This is a genomic window from Arthrobacter sp. JZ12 (assembly GCF_035189165.1).
GTDB lineage: Bacteria > Actinomycetota > Actinomycetes > Actinomycetales > Micrococcaceae > Arthrobacter_D.
Window position 1 is genome coordinate 1,992,249 of the sequence record NZ_CP045246.1, and the last position, 18,182, is coordinate 2,010,430.

The 18,182-nt window shown below is 64.9% G+C and carries 16 protein-coding genes; 5 read left to right on the forward strand and 11 right to left on the reverse strand.

Annotated features, from left to right (window positions below; translation table 11 throughout):
* The first annotated feature begins 59 nt into the window (after nt 1–59).
* The gene (locus tag GC088_RS09230; RefSeq protein ID WP_323958715.1) at nt 60–986 is read left to right on the forward strand and encodes an oxidoreductase; all 927 of its coding nucleotides are present in this window, start codon (nt 60–62) and stop codon (nt 984–986) included.
* A gap of 60 nt (nt 987–1,046) precedes the next feature.
* Nucleotides 1,047–1,238 carry a DUF2795 domain-containing protein gene (locus GC088_RS09235; RefSeq protein ID WP_323958716.1) on the forward strand — a complete coding sequence of 64 codons (192 nt, stop codon included), beginning with the start codon at nt 1,047–1,049 and terminating at the stop codon, nt 1,236–1,238.
* A gap of 41 nt (nt 1,239–1,279) precedes the next feature.
* On the opposite strand, the gene GC088_RS09240 is transcribed toward GC088_RS09235, so the two are convergent.
* From GC088_RS09240 to GC088_RS09265, 6 genes are all read right to left on the reverse strand, one after another.
* Complete coding sequence (locus tag GC088_RS09240) at nt 1,280–2,059, reverse strand: hypothetical protein (RefSeq protein ID WP_323958717.1); 780 nt, start codon at nt 2,057–2,059, stop codon at nt 1,280–1,282.
* 27 nt (nt 2,060–2,086) lie between these two features.
* Entirely contained in the window at nt 2,087–3,226 is a 1,140-nt protein-coding gene (locus GC088_RS09245) for a cysteine desulfurase family protein (RefSeq protein WP_323958718.1), read from the reverse strand.
* Complete coding sequence (gene nadC, locus GC088_RS09250; RefSeq protein ID WP_323958719.1) at nt 3,223–4,149, reverse strand: carboxylating nicotinate-nucleotide diphosphorylase; 927 nt, start codon at nt 4,147–4,149, stop codon at nt 3,223–3,225. The genes GC088_RS09245 and nadC overlap by 4 nt, the downstream gene beginning before the upstream one ends.
* Nucleotides 4,146–5,723 carry an L-aspartate oxidase gene (gene nadB / locus GC088_RS09255; RefSeq protein WP_323958720.1) on the reverse strand — a complete coding sequence of 526 codons (1,578 nt, stop codon included), beginning with the start codon at nt 5,721–5,723 and terminating at the stop codon, nt 4,146–4,148. Before nadB ends, nadC begins: the two co-directional genes overlap by 4 nt.
* On the reverse strand, nt 5,720–7,009 hold the full coding sequence (gene nadA / locus GC088_RS09260; protein WP_323958721.1) for a quinolinate synthase NadA: 1,290 nt from the start codon (nt 7,007–7,009) through the stop codon (nt 5,720–5,722). The genes nadB and nadA overlap by 4 nt, the downstream gene beginning before the upstream one ends.
* 64 nt (nt 7,010–7,073) lie before the next feature.
* Complete coding sequence (locus tag GC088_RS09265) at nt 7,074–7,880, reverse strand: NUDIX hydrolase (RefSeq protein WP_416377448.1); 807 nt, start codon at nt 7,878–7,880, stop codon at nt 7,074–7,076.
* Nucleotides 7,881–8,213: 333 nt separating this feature from the next.
* Between GC088_RS09265 and GC088_RS09270 the strand changes: the two genes are divergently transcribed.
* Together GC088_RS09270 and GC088_RS09275 are read left to right on the forward strand one after the other, a co-directional pair.
* Nucleotides 8,214–9,014: an alpha/beta fold hydrolase gene (locus GC088_RS09270; protein ID WP_323958723.1), complete on the forward strand. Its 801-nt coding sequence runs from the start codon at nt 8,214–8,216 to the stop codon at nt 9,012–9,014.
* 173 nt (nt 9,015–9,187) lie between these two features.
* Nucleotides 9,188–10,153: a serine/threonine-protein kinase gene (locus GC088_RS09275; RefSeq protein WP_323958724.1), complete on the forward strand. Its 966-nt coding sequence runs from the start codon at nt 9,188–9,190 to the stop codon at nt 10,151–10,153.
* A 96-nt stretch (nt 10,154–10,249) separates the two neighbouring features.
* Here GC088_RS09275 and GC088_RS09280 read toward each other — a convergent pair whose 3' ends face one another.
* A complete protein-coding gene (locus tag GC088_RS09280; protein ID WP_323958725.1) occupies nt 10,250–10,414 on the reverse strand; it encodes a hypothetical protein in 165 nt (54 codons plus the stop codon).
* Nucleotides 10,415–10,566: 152 nt separating this feature from the next.
* Nucleotides 10,567–11,442, reverse strand: coding sequence for a DNA-formamidopyrimidine glycosylase family protein (locus GC088_RS09285; RefSeq protein ID WP_323958726.1), 876 nt, complete (start codon nt 11,440–11,442; stop codon nt 10,567–10,569).
* Nucleotides 11,443–11,608: 166 nt separating this feature from the next.
* Here GC088_RS09285 and GC088_RS09290 point away from each other — a divergent pair, with 166 nt between their 5' ends.
* On the forward strand, nt 11,609–12,280 hold the full coding sequence (locus GC088_RS09290) for a TetR/AcrR family transcriptional regulator (protein ID WP_323958727.1): 672 nt from the start codon (nt 11,609–11,611) through the stop codon (nt 12,278–12,280).
* A 212-nt stretch (nt 12,281–12,492) separates the two neighbouring features.
* Here the strand turns inward: GC088_RS09290 and GC088_RS09295 are convergent, their stop codons facing one another.
* The 3 genes from GC088_RS09295 to GC088_RS09305 form a co-directional block, all read right to left on the reverse strand.
* The gene (locus GC088_RS09295) at nt 12,493–13,779 is read right to left on the reverse strand and encodes an MFS transporter (protein WP_323958728.1); all 1,287 of its coding nucleotides are present in this window, start codon (nt 13,777–13,779) and stop codon (nt 12,493–12,495) included.
* Nucleotides 13,780–13,860: 81 nt separating this feature from the next.
* Nucleotides 13,861–16,953, reverse strand: a complete 3,093-nt coding sequence (locus GC088_RS09300; RefSeq protein ID WP_323958729.1) for an AAA family ATPase — start codon at nt 16,951–16,953, stop codon at nt 13,861–13,863.
* Nucleotides 16,950–18,113, reverse strand: coding sequence for an exonuclease SbcCD subunit D (locus GC088_RS09305; RefSeq protein WP_323958730.1), 1,164 nt, complete (start codon nt 18,111–18,113; stop codon nt 16,950–16,952). Before GC088_RS09305 ends, GC088_RS09300 begins: the two co-directional genes overlap by 4 nt.
* Nucleotides 18,114–18,182: the final 69 nt, after the last annotated feature.

The following is an 18,182-nucleotide window of genomic DNA, read 5'->3' on the forward strand; positions in this document are numbered from 1 at the left end:
TCAGGTTCGCGGTTCTGGAACACTGGCTGTAACACGGTACGACGGGAAAGGCGCTCCTTGTGAATCCACAGCCGACAGACAGCCCGCAGGATGGGGGCCTGGAGGGCCGGACCGCCGTCGTGACGGGAGCCAACAGCGGTATCGGGCTCCAGACCGTGATCGGGCTTGCACGCCGCGGAGCATCCGTGGTGCTGGCGTGCCGGGACCAGGAGCGTGGCGCCGCCGCTCTGCAGACGGCCAGGAAGGCTTCCGGCAGCGATCGGCTCGAGCTTCGATCGCTCGACCTGGCAAACCTCGCCTCCATCCGTGGATTCGCCCGGGACTGGACGGGCGCGCTCGACATTCTGGTCAACAACGCGGGCGTGATGGCAACACCGCTGCGCCATACGGTTGACGGTTTCGAACAGCAGTTCGGAATCAACCACCTAGGCCACTTCGCCCTCACGGGCCTGCTTCTGGGCGCGCTGCGTTCATCGCCGTCGGGCCGTGTAGTGACGGTATCGTCGCTCGCCCACCGCCGGGGGCGGATCGATTTTTCGGATCTGAACGCACATGGCCGCTACAGGTCATGGAAGGCATACGGCCAGAGCAAGCTGGCAAACCTGCTGTTCACCATGGAACTTGACCGCCGCCTTCGGGCAGCGGGATGGCCCCTGATCGCCTGCGCTGCCCACCCGGGCCTGTCCACCACCAACCTCACCAACGGCGTGCGGGGCGCTGCGGTGCTCGACCTGCTCGGAGGTGCGATCCGCGTGATGGGCCAGTCGGATGCTGACGGGGCGAAGCCTATCCTCCTTGCTGCCACCGGTGCGCAGGTCCGCGGCGGAGACTACTACGGGCCCGACGGCGCCGGTGAGACCCGCGGTAACCCGGTCCTCGTTGCCCCGGCGCCTGCGGTTCTGGATCCCGTAACCGCGGCACGCCTCTGGTCCGCAAGCGAGGAACTCACCGGCGTCCGGTACCAGGACCTTCCTGCAGCCCCTTGAGAACGCAGGATTGGTAAGCATACTGTTGATTCCGTTGTCGGCATCAACGGAAGGAACACCGTGGCAGATTCACCCAGCCCCATCGACATCCAGAAGGCCCTCGGCGGCATCAGCTACCCCGCGTCCCGGGAGGACCTGGTGAACAATGCGGAGAACTCGGGCGCTGACGACTCAGTGCTCGAGGCTCTCCGAAACATTCCGGACCAGGAGTACGAATCACCCGCCGATGTAAGCAAGGCCGTTTCCGGCTAGCCGGCCTCTGCCTAGCCGGCGTCTCCCGAACCGGCCCTTGCCTATCCGGCCACCTGCAGAGACATGACCATCCGGCGGATACTGTCGAAGTCGTCCCTGTTGAACCGGCCCTGGGCCTCTGCGATTGTTGCGAATGACGGAGTCCGGGAACTGACCTGCGACGGTTCCAGCGCCCGCAGCCCGACGGAGTCACCAAATGAATACAGTCCGATGTGCTCGGGGCCCTGAACAGTGTTGTACAGGGTGCACGCCGCCCCGTCCGCTCCGCCGACGCGGTCCGTTACGCCGAACGAACTGAAGAAGCGGAAGCCCTGGATGACCCGGACGACGAACCGGGGCTCGATCGATCCCTCTGCTGCCGCTGTGGACGGTAGGTCCACCGGTTCACTGGCCAGCACCAAGTAGGGGCTCGCGCTCTCCGGCTTGCATTCATCGGAAGGTTCGGCAATGCGGGTATGCAATTGGGCAAGGATTGCGCCGTCGGCGTTCGAAACGGAGAAGTGAAGCCCGCCCTCCTCAAATCCCTCGCCCAGGTCCTCGATGGGATCGACGGTCCACTCTTCCCTCACCTCGAAGCTGATCAGGCGCTGGTCATCGGTGAAGACCGTCCAGCCACCACCCGGCGCCGCCCTCTCCGGCAGCATGGGGAGCGCCTCAGGCGTAGTGCTCGGCGACGGGGAGGCCGGAGCGCTGGAAGGGCTGGGCGAACTGCTGGCCGGCGGACGGTCCCCGATGACGAAATCGTCACACCCGGTGACTCCTGCCGCGGCAACCACCAGTACGACGGCGCCGAGCAGTCGTGAGCGTAACTGTCGCCTCATGGCGGAGTCCTTTCGATAACCCTGCCCCTACTTTAGGGCCTGCACTGCGCGCACCGACGCAACCACCGAGCGCGCTGCGAGCGCTATTTCGGCGTCAGTGGTTGCAGGCGTCCAGGACAGCCGCAGCGCCGTCTGAGCGATGTCGGAATCAATGCCGAGGGCGAGGAGGACGGTTGACGGTTCGCTGTCGCCAGCAGCGCACGCGGAGCCGGACGAGGAAATCACGCCTGCCCGTTCCAGCTCCAGCAGGATCGCTTCTCCGCTGGCTCCGGGAAAGCAGAAAGAGGCCAGGTTCGGCAGCCGCTTCTGTGCATCACCGGTCAGGATCGCGCCCTCGATTCCGGTCAGCACAGTGTTGATCAGGTGGTTGCGGCGGGCTACTGACGCAGCACAGTTGCTCTCCCGCTCCTGCTGTGCGAGGCAGATCGCTGTGGCCACTGCCACGGCTCCGGCCACGTTCTCGGTACCGGACCTTTTACCTCTCTCCTGCCCCCCGCCGTGGATGAGCGGTTCCAGTGGAATCCGGGAGCGGGCAAAGAGCACACCGGAGCCCTTGGGCGCCCCGAGCTTGTGCCCCGAGATGCTCATGGCGTCCACGCCCAGTTCGGCGGTATCCAGCGGCAACCAGCCGGCCGCCTGCACGGCGTCGGTGTGGAAGGGCACAGAGTATTCGCGGCAGATGCGCGCCAATTCCGGAAGCGGTTGGACTGTGCCCACTTCGTTGTTCGCGTACATGATCGTGCACAGCGTGGTGTCGGGCGCCAGCGCGTTCCGCAGGATTTCCGGCTCCACGAGGCCGGCGGATGTCACGGGGAGAAGCGTAATGCGGAACCCGTGAAGGCGCTTCAGGTAGTCGAGCGTCTCAAGCACCGCGGGATGCTCGATTGCCGAGGCCACGATGTGCCGGCCGCGAGGCGTCGCCAGTGCAATCCCCTTGATGGCGAGGTTGTCTGCCTCGGTACCACCGGAAGTGAAGACAACGTCAGCCGGTCGACAATTCAGCTCAGTCGCGACCAGGCGGCGGGCGTAATCCAGGGCGCGCGCCGCTGACTCCCCCACGGTGTGGTGGCTGCTCGGGTTACCGTAGTCGGACGTGAACAGGGGCCACATCGCCTCGAGCACCTCCCGGCGCACCGGCGCGGTTGCCGCAGCATCCAGATAAATCATCTGCGGCCGTCCTCAGCGGCAGCCCCGGCTACGGCGTCGATCTGGATATCCAGGCCCAGATCCAGCGCGCGGACGCTATGAGTCAGGGCGCCGGAGGAGATGATGTCGACGCCGGTGCGCGCGATCGCACCGATGGTTTCCAGCCGCACGTTGCCGCTGGCTTCCACCAGTGCGCGTCCGGCCACCTGCTTCACCCCTGCTTCAAGGTCCTCGAGGCTGAAGTTGTCGAGCATGATCGTGCCGACTCCTGCTGCCAGCACCGGCTCGATCTGGTCCAGCCGGTCGACTTCGACCTCGACATGGACCGTATGCGGGATTCTTCTTTTTGCCTCCCGCAGCGCTTCCGTCAGTCCGACCGTGCCGCCCCGGGTGAGTACCGCCAGGTGATTATCCTTCGCCATCACGGCGTCGGACAGGCTGAAGCGGTGGTTGGCGCCTCCACCGCATCGCACTGCGTACCGTTCAAGGACTCGCAAACCCGGCGTCGTCTTCCGAGTATCGACTACGCGTGCGCCTGTTCCGGCCACCTCGTCAACGAAGCGACGGGTCAGCGTGGTGATGCCGCTCAACCGTTGCGCCAGGTTGAGGGCAACCCGCTCTGCGGTCAGTACAGACCGGGCAGGCCCGTCGACGACCGCGAGCACAGCCCCTGCGTCGAACGCTTCACCATCCGACACTTGGAAGGTAACGGTGATGCGGAAGTCGGTCAGCCGCATGGCCGCCTCAATGACCTGCTCCCCGCAGAAGGTTCCGGGCTCTCGGGCTACGATCCTCGCCTCCGCCCGCGCATCCTCGGGAATGAGTGCCTGGGATGTCACGTCTCCCCAAGGGGCATCTTCGGCGAGCGCGGCAGCAACGATCCTGTCGACGTCGGACGCCGATGGCCTGATCAGTGCGGGTGCGGACGTCTGTACTGCAGTCATGGTGTGCTCCTGAGCATTATGGGACCGGCGTATGCCGCATCGGTCCGGGGGAAGTCGGTGCGGAAGTGGGCACCGCGCGATTCCTGCCGCAAGGCCGCGGCCCGGACCAGCAGCGCGGCGCACAGCAGGAGGTTCGCCGTCTCCCTGTGCTCGCGCGTGGAGCCGTCGACGTGCCATTGTGCGAGCTGCTTCGAGGCCACTCGTAGTCCGGCTTCATCCCTCAGAACGGAGACGTGTTCCGACATTACGCGGCGCACGTCTGCGCGGGTTGCCGGTTCCGGTCCCGAGGAGGTTTGAAGCGCGTGCGCCTCGGGGCTGAACCTGCGACACGAGCCGGACACGATCGCGCCTGCGGCCCGGATGCCGAAGACAAGCCCTTCAAGGAGGGAATTGGACGCCAGGCGGTTGGCTCCGTGCACTCCGGTCCGTGCCACTTCTCCCACTGCGTAGAGACGGGGCAGCGACGTCCGGCCCTCGGTGTCGGTGGCCACGCCCCCCATCCAGTAGTGGGCCGCGGGCACAACGGGGATAACCTCCCGGGACCAATCGAATCCCGCCCGCCTGGTGGTCTCGGTCAGGCCCGGGAAGCGTGCGGAGAGGAAATCCGCGCCGAGCCCGGTCGCGTCGAGGTACACCTGGCGCCCATCGGTCGCGGCCAGGTGGAAGGCGATGCTGCGGGAGACGACGTCCCGCGGCGCGAGCTCGCCTGCCGGATGGTAGTCCTTGAGGAACCGCCGGCCTGCTGCATCTCGCAGTACCGCGCCCTCACCCCGGACAGCCTCGGAGATGAGGGGATGTCCAGGGACGTCGAGCGAAGTGGGATGGAATTGGAAGAACTCGAGATCCGCCAGCACTGCACCTGCCCGCCAGGCTGCCGCGACGCCGTCGGCGGTGGCCATTGAAGGATTGGTGCTCGCCTGGAACATCCCGCCCGCGCCGCCGGTGGCGAGCACGACGGCGTCCGCCGCGAGCTGCAGCTTCTTTCCCTCGTGCCGGCTGTCGCCGCCCACCATAACGACGCCGCCGGTCACCTCCCCCGCTTCGGTCACCAGATCTGCCAGAAAGGCGTTCTCCAGCAGGGTGATGCCCGTGTCCGCTCGGGCTGCACGGATCAGCGAACGGGCTATGCCGGCTCCCGTCGCGTCTCCTCCAATGTGCAGGATGCGGGCCGCTGAATGGGCTGCTTCGGTACCGAGCGCAAGACTGCCGTCGGACGTCCGGTCGAACTCCGTACCCACCTCGACCAGACGCCGGATGGAATCCCCCGCTCCGGCAACGAGCGCGTGCACCGCCCGCTCATCGCAGGCACCGGCGCCCGCAGCGAGCGTGTCCGCCAGATGGAGTGCCGTGCTGTCACCGCTGCTAATGTCACCGCTGCAACTTTCACCACTGCGGGGGATTGCCGCACCAGCCCCGGGAAGAACTGCCGCAATGCCGCCCTGTGCGTACCAGGTGTTGCTGTCCTGCAGCGTGCCCTTGGCAAGGACCGTGACCTGCACGTTCGTGAGCCTGCGCAGTTCCAGGGCCGTAGCGAGGCCGGCAATGCCGCTGCCGACCACCAGGACGTGTGTCACGGCTTCGCTGCCAGCATCCGCTCAAGCGCAACCCGGGCATCAGCCGCAACGTCTTTACCTACGCGCACCTGGTTCCGCACCTCCCCGGCCACGAGTCCCTCGAGAACCCACGCCAGGTAACCCGGGTGGATCCGGTACATGGTGGAGCAGGGGCAAATGACCGGATCAAGGCAGAAGATGGTGTGCTGGGGATATTCGAGCGCAAGCCGATTGACCATGTTGATCTCGGTGCCCACGGCGAACGTTGTGCCGGGTTCGGCCGCCTCGATTGCCTTGCGGATGTAGTCGGTGGAGCCGGCCTCATCAGCGGCGTCAACCACCGGCATCGGACATTCGGGGTGGACAATCACACGCACGCCGGGATGCTCAGCACGGGCCTTCTCAATCTGGGCCACGGTGAAGCGCTTGTGAACAGAGCAGAAGCCGTGCCAGAGAATCACTTTCGCCTCCAGCAGTTCTTCCTCGGTGCTGCCGCCGAGCACCTTGCGCGGATTCCACATGGGCATCTGCTCAAGCGGCACGCCCATCGCCTTCGCCGTGTTGCGTCCAAGGTGCTGGTCCGGGAAGAAGAGCACCCGTTGCCCGCGTTCGAACGCCCACTCGAGAACTGTCGCAGCGTTCGAGGAGGTGCAGACAATTCCGCCGTGCCGGCCGCAGAAAGCCTTCAGGGCGGCCGAGGAGTTCATGTAGGTGACCGGGATAACGGGCTGCCTACCGGCGTCGTCGGCTTCGGTACCGAAGAGCTCTTCAAGCTGCTCCCAGCAATCGGTGACCGAGTCGATGTCCGCCATGTCCGCCATTGAGCAACCGGCCGCCAGGTTGGGCAGGATGACGTTCTGGTCGGGACGGGACAGGATGTCCGCTGTCTCGGCCATGAAATGCACACCGCAGAAGACGATCGCTTCGGCGTCCGGGCGGGTCAGCGCGGCGTTGGCGAGCTGGAATGAATCGCCAAGGAAATCCGCGTGCTTCACCACTTCATCCCGCTGGTAGAAGTGCCCGAGAATAACCAGCCGGTCGCCGAGCGCCTCCTTCGCGGCCGTGATGCGGGCGTCGAGTTCCGCGTCGTCGGCGAGGCGGTACTCCTCGGGTAGTACGTCCTGGCGGGGGGTCGACGGCGGCGCAATGTCCTGCATGGACGCACCGGGACCGTAGTCGGGGACGGCAGGAAGGTCGAACTCCCAGGGGCCTTTCGCGAGGTCAGGGCTGCAGGTGCTGCCGCCCGGCTGCGCCCGCTCTGCATCCTCACGGGTGATGAGCTGGATGGCTGTGTTGATGCTGGTCATGCGACTCTCCGTTGGTGACACCCGCTCTCGTGAGCCGGTGGATGGTTCGACTTTTTGGTGTGGTTCAAGGTGTCCCGGCCGACTCGGCCTGGCTGACTGACTCGGCCTGGCTGACTGACTCGGCCTGGCTGACTGACTCGGCCTGGCCGTGCTTTCCGTCATCGAGTGCCGGCCCTGCATATCGGTACAGCCGCGGAGGACGGTGCCGGGTGCCCGTGAGGTACTCGTCGGTTGCTTCGATGTAGGGCGTTGAACGCAACTGCCGGCGGAAGTTGGCCGGGTCCAGTTCCTTGTCCAATACCGCTTCATAGACTTCGCGGACCTGCGCCAGTGTGAACCGCTCCCCAAGGAAGGAGTAGGCGATGGAGCCGTATTCCACCTTGTTTCGGAGCCGCCAGAGTGCGTAGTCGACGATCTCGTTATGATCGAACGCCAGCGCTTCAAGGCGGTCAGCTCGGAACCACTTCACGTTCTCCGATTCACGGGTCAGCTCCGCCTCACTTGGTTGGACAAGCGCCCAGTACACGATGGACACCAGCCGCTGGCCTACCGATCTGTGGAGGCCGCCGAAGGCGTAGAGCTGTTCAAGGTACCGGGGCGCCAGCCCAGTGGTCTCCAACAGGTTCCGGGCGGCTGCGTCCTGAAGCGACTCCGAATGCGCCAGGGGTCCTCCCGGAAGGGCCCACTGTCCCAGGTATGGCTGCCGGATGCGGCGCACGAGCGGCAGCCACAGCGTGGGCCTGCCCGACGACTCGCTCGGCCGGAGCGCGAAGATGACGGTGGAAATAGCCAACGACGGCGGCTGCTGGTTTCGCTCGGAAACATTCGCATACACTGCCGCCACCTGCCACCCCTTCCGTCTGAATCCCATCCCAGTGTTAGTTATGGTCACTTCGACTATAACTCACTCCCGGAGGCCGACAGGAGGAACATGCCGCAATGTGACGATGGCAATTTGCATCCGCTGATCGCGGGTGACTAAAGTCACAGAGGTTGGCCACGCTGGCCGGGCGGCGGAGATCTGTTCAATGGAGCACAGTTCTTCGCCGCATTCCTCTTTAAGCCCCCTACCGCCCCGCCAAGCCCCACCGCGCACGCGGCTCCCTCGTTCACGCGAGGCGCACCAGGTACTCGAAGCCCGTCGCCCCACGCCGGTTTCGTGATTAGAGTTCAGACAGGGCATTCGAGGACTGGGAGGAAACGCATGGGACGTCACAGCGGCCATCTGGTTGAGGGCACGGACCCACGAATCAGCGTGTCAGTGTACGAGCCGGCCACCGCCAGTGAGTTGAGGCCGGTCCTCCTCCTGCATGGCTTCGCATCATCGGCGAAGCTTAACTGGATAGATTCGGGCTGGGTGCGCGCCCTTACCGAGGCGGGCCGCACGGTGATCACAATGGATCTTCCGGGGCACGGGGCCAGCGCCGCACCCGAGGAAATGGATGCCTACTCCCCCAGCCGCATCCGCGCCGATCTTCTGCAGATCCTCCAGGATGCCCACGTCCACCCGATCGTCGAGAACCAGCCGGCGACGGGCGTCGATATCATCGGCTACTCCCTGGGATCGAGGCTCGCCTGGGAGTTCGGCGCCACCCAGCCCGAGCTGGTCCACCGCATGGTACTCGGCGGCCCCGGAAGCGGCGACCCGCTCGCAGCCTTCGACCTTGCCGCCGCGCAACGGTTCCTAAGCGACGGGACTCCGATTAACGACAAGTCCACACAGGAGCTGCTGCGCATGGCGCAGCTGATACATACCAACGACATCTTCGCGCTCCTGACCATGGTCGAGGCGATCAAGCGCGAGCCCTACATCCCCGCAGAGGCCGTACCGCGCATGCCCCTGCTTCTGGTTGCCGGGGACGCGGATGAGCGCGCAGAGACAATGCCGGAACTTGCAGCCCTGAGCGGGCAGGCAGAAGTGCTCTGGCTGCCCGGGCGGACTCATGCAAACGCCGTAACCTCGAGGGCCTTCAAAGAGGCGGCACTGGAGTTCCTCGGCAGATAGAAGCCTCGTGCTCGGTAACGATTGCCGAACATTGCCCCTAGCGGTAATGCGCGGCCTGTTGCACCCGTATGAACAAGGTAGAATAGTGGTGGTGATCAGCATGCTTATCACCTCATGCTGATCCGAATTCTGCTCTTACTTTTAAATCCCTTCTTTCTCCCCGGAGGTCTCACGTGGATGAACTCCTGGCCGAGCGGTATCAACCCGTTGAGTTGATTGGTACCGGCGGCGCAGCATCGGTGTTTCGGGCACTGGACCGGAACCTCGGCCGGGATGTCGCAGTCAAGGTTTTCAACCCCACCACCTCGGACGACGACGATTACCGTCGCCAGCACACCGAGACACTGCTGCTCTCAACCCTGAACCATCCTGGTCTGGTGACGCTTCACGACGCCGGCCTGCAGGATGACGGCAGCGGAAAGACCACCAGTTTCCTGGTTATGGAGCTGGTGGACGGGCTGGACCTTCGCAAGCTGTTGAAGTCCGGGCCGCTTGCTCCGGAGCACGTGGCCCAACTGGGCGCTGACCTCGCCGATGCGCTCGCCTACATTCACGCCAAGGGTGTCATCCACCGCGACGTGAAGCCGGCAAACATCCTGATGTATCACTCGGGTGAACACGACACACGCCTGTACCCCAAGCTGACCGACTTTGGCATCGCCCGGATGGTTGAGGCAACCCAGTCCACAGCGCACGGCGCAACCATTGGAACGGCCAATTACCTCAGCCCGGAACAGGCTGCGGGCACAACGGTGGAACCACGCACAGACATCTACTCGCTGGGACTCGTGCTCCTGGAGTGTTTGACCGGCGAAAAGGCTTTCCCTGGACCGATTGTCGAGGCCGCTGTGGCCCGCCTGCTCCGGGATCCGGAAATCCCCGAATCCCTCGGTCCCGACTGGGTTGATCTCCTTAGCCGCATGACTGCGCGGGATCCCCAGGCGCGTCCCGACGCCCATGAAGTGGCTGTGGCCCTGCGCGCCATGGAGAGCGAGAAGGACGACGACGGCGGCGAACCGCTTCCGCCCATGCCGCAGTTGGACGCCAAGCCCGATATTCCGGAGGTTGTCACCGGCGGTGTCACCACGGGCAATGTCCACATACCGGAGCCGCCTTCGCGTGCTCCGTCACTCGGCTAGACATCCTTTTCTGCCCGCCGCTTTAAGCGTCAAGGGCCTTAAACGCGTCGTCCTGCTGACCTGAGTCAGCAGGACGACGCTTCTTGTGACGAGGATTTAGGCGCCGTCCTCGGCGTCCTCCTCCGGCTCGAAGCTGCTCGGCTCTTCGGTGGTGGTGATCCCTACTCCGTCCTCGGTGTTCGGAATCGTCCCCTCAGGCTCCGTGCTCGTGGAGTCCTTGCCCTGGGCATCCTGATCGTGATCGGGCGAGTTCGTTGTCATGATGACCTCCGTAGGTGGAAACCGGACCCTCAAGGGTTTATTACCCTTTCGATCCTAGGCTCCCCTGCCGGTGCCGCGAAAGGGCCCGGAAATCTGTTCGGGTTGGCCGGCCCGGGCTGAAACTGCTGGTCAGGGCGGAGAAGTACCGCCGGCTACTTGAGGAATTTGGAAGTTCGCCGGTCAGCGAGGGGCTTGCCGCCCGTCTGGCACGTCGCGCAGTACTGAAGCGCGGAGTCTGCGAACGAAACCTCCCGCACAACATCGCCGCAGACAGGGCAGTTCTCGCCGGTCCGCCCGTGTACCTGCATTGCGCGCCGCTTCGCGTCCTTGAGTTCCTTGGCCGGTTTCCCCGCCGCCTCGGTGATTGCAGTGCCGAGGACCGTGTGCATTGAAGTGTGCAGGGCCGCCAACTGTCCGTCGTCGAGATTGGCCGCCAAGGTGAACGGAGACAGCCGGGCAGCGTGCAGAATCTCGTCACTGTAGGCGTTACCGATCCCTGCGATGAAAGACTGGTCGCGCAGCAGTCCCTTGAGCTGGTTTCGATGGCCCCGCATCATGGCGACGAACTCCTGCTCCGTTATGTCGAGGGCATCCGGGCCCAGGCGCTTCACACCCGGCACGTCGAGCACGTCGCGGACGAGGTAGGCAGCCGCGGACTTGCGGGTGCCCGCCTCGATAAGGTCAAAACCGTACCCCGCCGGTTGCGAGCATCGAAGCCGCATCGCGATCATCCCCTTGCCCGGCCGCAGCGGCGCGTCAGGCATGGTGTCCGACCAGCGCAACCAACCCGCCCGGGCAAGATGCAGCACCAGATGCGCGTCATCGAAGCTCAGGACCAAGAACTTTCCGCGTCTTTCCACATCGGTGAAGGCCTTGCCCGACAATTCGGCCGGCGACACGTCCGCCGTCTTCAGGACGGCGAATGAGCCCAACTGCAGGTCCCTGACCACGGCAGGAGCGGCTCCGCGCGGGACCAGCTTGCCGGCAAGGAACTGGACCAACCCCTGCACCTCGGGCATCTCAGGCATGGGCACAAGGTTAGCAGCGGCTTTCTCCACTAACAGCTGCAGTGGCGGGCATTCCGGTGTGCCGGGCGGGTGATCACAGGGAAGCGGAACCGTTGTCCGTTACGGTGTATAGATGGGGAGCGCGATCGGGTGTCGGCTCGGTCTGGAATGAATCAGGAGCAAACAGATGGTTACCGCAACCGGTTCATCTCCTCGGCCCGCCGGCAGGCCGTTGAAGCGGGTTCTTTCGCAGGAGGCGATCACGCGCGCCGCGCTGACTCTCATCGAGACGCGCGGCTATGAAGGCCTGACCATGTCCTCGCTCGCCCGCGCTCTGAAGGTAGCGCCGTCGTCGTTGTATAACCATGTGGAATCCAAGGGCGACGTGCTGATCCTGGTACAGGACCACGTGATGACGCAGGTTGATGTATCCGGTTTCGATACCGAGCCCTGGGAGCAGGCTGTCCGGCGTTTCGCCTGGTCCTACCGAGACGTCTTCACCCGGCACACGCCTCTGATCCCGATCATTGCCGTGTTTCCAGTAAGCGGCGCGCCGCAGACGCTCGCCGTCTACGAGGCCGTCACACGCGGCTTCGAGAAGGCCGGCTGGCCCGAATCGTTGATCGTTCCTGCGATTGTTGCCCTTGAATCGTTCATCTTCGGCTCTGCGTTCGATGCAACCGCTCCTGAGGGCATCTTCGAGTCCGGTGGACTGGCTGGCGACTTTCCTCGCTTCACCGCTGCCGTTGACGCCCAGCGGGACGGATCGCGCGGCTACCGGGCAGACGTGTCCTTCGGCCTTGGCCTGGACGCACTCATTCTCGGGCTTGAGGCACGCAGGGAATCCTACCGGCCGTAACGGCGAAAATTCCTGAGCCGGCAACGCAGTGCGGGGACGGCCCGCGACGCATTGCAGAAAAGCGAAAGGCCGGCTCAGGGGGCTGGGGGAACCCGTGGTGAGCCGGCCTTTCTCAGAAACCGGACCCGTCAGTCCGGTATCGGACCCCTCGTACAAGGCCCGTTCTGCTAGTAAGTCTACGTACCTTCTTGGGTGACCTGCGATGGGGAGAACTACCCATGGCGGTATCCATACCCCTGTGATGACCGCAGGAGCGCCATGGAAATCGTCCCCAGGATGAAGAGCACGACGGCGGCGGCCACCGGTACAACGAAAGCGCTCGGCCCGTTGCCGTCTGCCATGGAACCGGCAAGGGAAGCGCCGATGGAGGTGCCTGCAACAATGCCGCTTGCCAGCAGGGTCATCACCGTACCGACCAGGTGCCCCGGCGCGACCATCGAGCCGAGGCTGAAGATGCTGACCATCGTCGGGCCCACCGGCACGCCGAGAACAAGCAGCGCAATCAGCATGTATGGGATGTCCGTAGCGTGCAGGAGGAGGATGGCGGCGGCACTCATCCCACCGGCCGAGGTGAGCCATCGCAACGGGTGGCTGATCCGCTGCGGCCAATACGCCACCGAGAGTGCTGCGAGTGCCGAACTGATTCCCATCACGGCGTAGAGCAGTCCCGCCGATGTTGCCGCACCGAAGCCACCGGCGAAAGCGGCCAGCGCCGTCTGTGTGGATCCGAAGAACGTGCCCATCATCAGCATCCCCAGCACGGGGAGCGCCACCGGTCCCCAGGCTCGGAGACCGGACACCCGACGAGATCGGGTCGGCTGGTCAGGCGCTCGACGACGCAGCGGTACGACGGCGCGTTCGGTCGGATGCATAGCGAAGGCTGAAACGAAGATGACAGTGAGCAACGCAGCCAACGCCAGCGGCAACCATGGGGCCAACAGGCTGGCCAGGAGGCCAACCAGCGCGGGACCGAGTACAAAGGTGGCTTCGTCAGCCGTGCTCTCATAGGACAGCGCTGTATCAAGGTCGGCAGGACGCCGTCGGGTAAGGGCCATCCAGCGAACCCGGGCCAGCGGGCCGATCTGCGGACAGGTGGCCCCCATGAGGAAGGCCGTGACGAGCGTCGGGAAAAGCCCAGTACCAGGGCCGGCGAGACTTCCGGCCAGAAGCAGGGCTCCGATCGCTGCCGCATTGAGGGCAGCCGAGGCGATGAGGACGAGGCGCTGTCCATAGTGGTCTGCGAGGTAACCGAGGACAGGAGCACCGAGCGCTGACCCGATGCCGACTGCGCCGGCTGCGAAGCCACCGGCAGCATAGGAATCGGTAGCCGCCGTAATCAGCGTCAGTGCTCCCACGGTCAGCATGGCAAGCGGCAGGCGCGCTATCAGCCCAAGAGGAAGGAAGGTTCGCCCTGCGAGGACAGGCAGTTGACGGAATCGTCCCCGCGCGGGAGAGGAAGTGGCAGTTGAATCGTGAGTAGCGGAGGTTTGGGAAGGCATGGCTTTCCGGGTGCTTTGAATTGCGCATCGTCCCTCCTCCCGATGCGCCCGACCCGGTAACATACAAATTTTACACGGGTTTCAAACGACCTGAAGCTGGTTCACGCAGCTGACGGTGGACCCCGTTCGGCCCTTTGTCACGAGCAGCTGCGCAGGAATGCGCTGTTTGAGTTCCGGGACGTGACTGACCAGCCCAACCACGCGGCCGCCGTCGCGCAGGTTCTCAAGGGAATCCATGACCTGATCCAGGGTTTGCTCATCGAGGCTGCCGAAGCCCTCGTCGACGAACAGCGTTTCGATTTGCAGCCCGCCGGATTCCTGCTGGACGACGTCGGCTAGCCCCAGGGCAAGTGCCAGGGATGCCATGAAGGATTCCCCGCCCGAGAGAGTGGCGGTGTCGCGTCGGGCGCCGGTCCAGCCGTCTATGACGTTCAAGCCCAGGCCAGACTTCCTGTTTCCCGACTTGGAGTCGCTGTGAACGAGTGAGTAGCGGCCTCCGGTCATGCGAAGCAACCGTTCGGTGGCAGCGGCAGCGACCTGCTCAAGACGGGCTGCAAGTACGTAGGTGGCCAGGCTCATGCGGTAGAGGTTCTCCCCGTTGCCCCGCGCGGTGTCGGAGAGGGACTTCACAACGGCATATTCCTCCCGGAGGGGACGGAGACGTGCTTCGAGGAGGGCGACCCGGTCCGCATACGAGGACAGCTGCACCACTGACTGTTCAAGGAGCCCCACGTCGAGCACCGCCCGTTCCAACTGGGATGCAAGGTCTTTCTCTTCCCGCGCAGCCGCTGCGATCTCCGACTCCTCCGGAAGAGGATGACTACCTTCCTCGAGAGCAGCGGCAGCGAGGTTCTCGGGGCGCTGCAGGTCCCGTTCTACCCGATGTGCCTCGTTCTCAGCCTCCCGGATAAGCCGCTCCGCTTCCTCCACCTCCGACGAGGGCAGAAGCGCCTTCCGGACCGCATCGGGGGAGCTGAACCCCGTTCCGTCCATTCGTTCCTGCAGCGCCGCTTCTGCCTGAACACGAGCCTGTTCTGCCTGCTCCTGCTGAGCCTGGGCGCGGCAGACGGCGGAAAGGAGCCCTTCGAGGCGGTTCAGTTCCTGTACCTTGCGGGCTACCGAAGGATAGCTTCCCCGTGCCTGCTCGAGGCGGGCTACGAGCGCGGCTTCCTGTTCCCCAAGTGTGGCCAGCCGGGAAGACTCCTCTGCCTGGAGTTGGGCAAGTTCAAGGAGTCTTGTACCCAGTTCCGTCAACCTGGCTTCCACGGCTGCCATGCGCCCGGCGAGCCCGGCCAGCCGTTGTGCGGCGTGCTCTGCTTTCGCGAGTTCCCCCTGAACGGTGTCCAGGGTGTTCTGCAGTTCCTCCGGGTTGCTGCTTCCGCATCGGGCGCGGAGTCCGGCAGCGTGCAGTGCCGCTGCGTCACGGGCAGCTTCGCTCTCCCTCATCCTTCGCTCGGCGGCATCCTGCTCATGACGGGCCTGCTCCTCGTCATCGATCGAGACCAGGGCCAGTGCGTCCACGCTTGCCGGCGCCGGGTGCTCATTGCTGCCGCACACCGGGCAGGCGTCTCCGTGCCTGAGCTTGGACGCCAGCTCGGCCGCGCTCTGTTCCAGCCGGAGCTGAAGGAGGCTGAGCCAGTTCTGCTTTGCTTCGAGGAACAGTGTCCGGTGCTCCTGCTGCCGTTCGTCGAGGTTTTGGAGTGCGCTCTCTGCGGCCTCCGCCTGCGAGATCAACTCCAGCCGCTGAAGAATGTCCTCACGTTGCTCCGACAGCGGTGACATCCCCTGTGCCAGCTCTTCTGCGGTACGCGACTCTCCGGCCAGATCCGTGAGCTTGAGCTGGTTCTCTTGGCGCGCGGTGCTGCACTGTTCGCTCTCCGAGGCGTAGTTTTCAAGGGCTTGAACGCAGGCGCTGATGCTGCTGCGCACATCCTCAAGGTCAGTCTCAAGCGGTAGGGCTGCCCGGGCGGCCGCCAGCTCTTGAACGACTTTCTCGTGGGCAGGACCGAAGTCGGCAGCTGAGGCTCGTTCGGCTCCGACGGCGTCAGGTACTTCTGCGCCCGCGGTTACCTCAGCCGCAACGGCCGCAACCGCTTCGTCCAGCCGCTTCCGGGCGGCCGCAGCATGAACGGTCGCGTTGTCACGGGCGTGCAGGGGCGCCTCGAGGATCTCGGCATGGCGATGATGGGCCACCCGGTGACGCAGTTCCGCCGCTTGCACCAGCTGGATCCGGTTCTGCTCGGCCTCGGCAAGCAATTGGCGGAAGCCGAGCCTGTTGCGGCGCTCGACCTCCAGGCGTGCAAGCTTCTCGGCGGCATCGCGGCGCTTGGCGGTGAGGTCTTTGGCAGTGCTACGCCCGTCCTCGACCGCAGCAGCCAATTGGTCCTGGAGCATCACCAGATCCGGAAGCCCCGGATCCGGCTCCGGTGATCCGGCCTCCGTTGCTTTTGTTTCCTCAGCGGAGGCAGCGGAATCACCATCCTGCACGGCTCTCCCCAACCCGTGACGCTGCACCTCCTCGACGGCGCGGCCCAGCAGGGCTTCATGCTCAGCCTCTGCCTCCTGCAACCGGGCCCCTGTACGGGCAGCGTGATCCGCAAGCAGTTGCTCCAGAGTGGAGAACCGGTCAGTTGCGAACAATCGCTGAAGGAGCTCAGCGCGTTCCGGAGCCTCGGACCGCAGGAACGCAGCGAACTCTCCCTGCGGGAGCATTACCACCCGCGTGAACTGCTCCCGGCTCATGCCCAGCAGTCCCTGCAATTCAGCCCCGGCCTCATCGTTGCGCGTTGAGCGGGTCACCCAATCCCCTGCGACCCGCTCGCGCAACATGGTGCGGGCCTGCTCGGTTGTGGTTCCGGAGCCGCGCTTCGACGGCCGGCTCCAGGACGGGTTTCGGGTGACCTCCAGGCGCCGGTTGCCTGCAGAGAATTCACACACCACCTCCGGCGCGAGACCATCCGGTGCATGATCGCTCCGAAGCCTTTTTGCCGACTGCCGCACGCCGGGAACCGCGCCGTAGAGGGCATAGCAGATGGCATCGAGCACACTGGATTTTCCAGCTCCGGTGGGTCCGTTGAGGAGGAACAGCCCCTGTTCCGACAGGACGTCGAAGTCGATGACCTGCCGGTCGGCGAAAGGACCGAATGCCTGCATCTCGAGGCGGTGAATCCTCATGATCCGCTCTCCGCCGCACGCATGGCATCCACGACCTCCGCGAACAGTGCCGCTTCCTCCGGGTTGGCCCCTCGCTGGCGGACATGCTCGAGGAAACCGCAGCAGATTGCCGCATCGTCCGTTGCCTGGGCGACACGTTCGCTGTAGGTGCCCTCCGGCTGGTTTCCGCGCGAGGACGGCTCGAACCCAAGCACCAGTGTTCCGGGAAAGCGCGACCGCAGGCGCTCCATCGCTTGGTACGGACGCTCCGGATCGGTCAGAGTCACCTGGCACCACGCCGTTTCGGCTTCCTGGTAATCCGGTGAAGCCAGCAGTTCTTCGATGGGTCCACGCAAGACGGCCAGCTGCCGCTGGGGGTTCCACCGCACCGGACGGATCTCGGAGACGCCCTCGGGCCCGACCTCAAGGAGCCAGGCGCCCTTCGACTGGCGCGCTTCGGAGAAGGAGTACGCAAGCGGAGAACCTGAGTAGCGGACCCGCTCGTGCAGCTGCTGCTGGCCATGAAGGTGCCCCAGAGCCACGTAGTCGAAGCCATCGAACAGATCAAGCGGCACAACGCCGAGCCCACCGATACTCAGTTCGCGCTCGCTGTCAGATCCAACTCCCCCGCTTGCGAAGGTGTGTGCCATCACGACCGAATACACAGTGCCGCGCCGCTGACGTCGCTGCAGGTCTTCCCTCACCTGTGCCAGGGCGGAGGCCGTGACTGCGGTGTGCGTGGCGGAAGGAGCACCGAGCCGGTCGGACACCATCCGCGGTTCCAGGTAAGGAAGCCCATAAACTGCGAGGTCCGCGCCGTCGCCGAGCGGGAACAGCGCTGGGCGCGGGATATCCTCCAGACGGGTGCGCAGGTGGACACCGCCGCGCTCGATCAGCCGCCCGCCGAACCCCAGCCGTACAGCCGAGTCGTGGTTCCCGCTGGTGACGACCACTTGCGCGCCGGCCACCGTGATCCGTTCCAGAGCCTCGTCGAAGAGCTCGACAACGTCGACGGCCGGAAGGGCCCGGTCATAGACATCTCCTGCTACAAGCACGACGTCGACATTCTCCTCGCGGACCGTCTTCTCCAACTGGTCCACGAAAAGCTGCTGTGCTTCCAGCATTCCGACACCGTGGAAGGAGCGGCCAAGGTGCCAGTCGGACGTGTGCAGTAACTTCATGATTCCAAGCTACTGTCCGCCTCCGACAGTTCTGCGGGGCAACGCCGCGCAGGGTGCCGATGCGCCCTG

Excerpts from the sequence above, each read along its gene's own strand:
- GC088_RS09280 (WP_323958725.1), bottom strand. The coding sequence starts at position 10,414 with ATGACAACGAACTCGCCCGATCACGATCAGGATGCCCAGGGCAAGGAC.
- GC088_RS09295 (WP_323958728.1), bottom strand. The coding sequence starts at position 13,779 with ATGCCTTCCCAAACCTCCGCTACTCACGATTCAACTGCCACTTCCTCT.
- GC088_RS09245 (WP_323958718.1), bottom strand. The coding sequence starts at position 3,226 with ATGATTTATCTGGATGCTGCGGCAACCGCGCCGGTGCGCCGGGAGGTG.
- GC088_RS09305 (WP_323958730.1), bottom strand. The coding sequence starts at position 18,113 with ATGAAGTTACTGCACACGTCCGACTGGCACCTTGGCCGCTCCTTCCAC.
- GC088_RS09285 (WP_323958726.1), bottom strand. The coding sequence starts at position 11,442 with ATGCCTGAGATGCCCGAGGTGCAGGGGTTGGTCCAGTTCCTTGCCGGC.
- nadA (WP_323958721.1), bottom strand. The coding sequence starts at position 7,009 with ATGACCAGCATCAACACAGCCATCCAGCTCATCACCCGTGAGGATGCA.
- GC088_RS09240 (WP_323958717.1), bottom strand. The coding sequence starts at position 2,059 with ATGAGGCGACAGTTACGCTCACGACTGCTCGGCGCCGTCGTACTGGTG.
- GC088_RS09270 (WP_323958723.1), top strand. The coding sequence starts at position 8,214 with ATGGGACGTCACAGCGGCCATCTGGTTGAGGGCACGGACCCACGAATC.
- GC088_RS09290 (WP_323958727.1), top strand. The coding sequence starts at position 11,609 with ATGGTTACCGCAACCGGTTCATCTCCTCGGCCCGCCGGCAGGCCGTTG.
- GC088_RS09265 (WP_416377448.1), bottom strand. The coding sequence starts at position 7,880 with ATGGGATTCAGACGGAAGGGGTGGCAGGTGGCGGCAGTGTATGCGAAT.
- nadC (WP_323958719.1), bottom strand. The coding sequence starts at position 4,149 with ATGACTGCAGTACAGACGTCCGCACCCGCACTGATCAGGCCATCGGCG.
- GC088_RS09300 (WP_323958729.1), bottom strand. The coding sequence starts at position 16,953 with ATGAGGATTCACCGCCTCGAGATGCAGGCATTCGGTCCTTTCGCCGAC.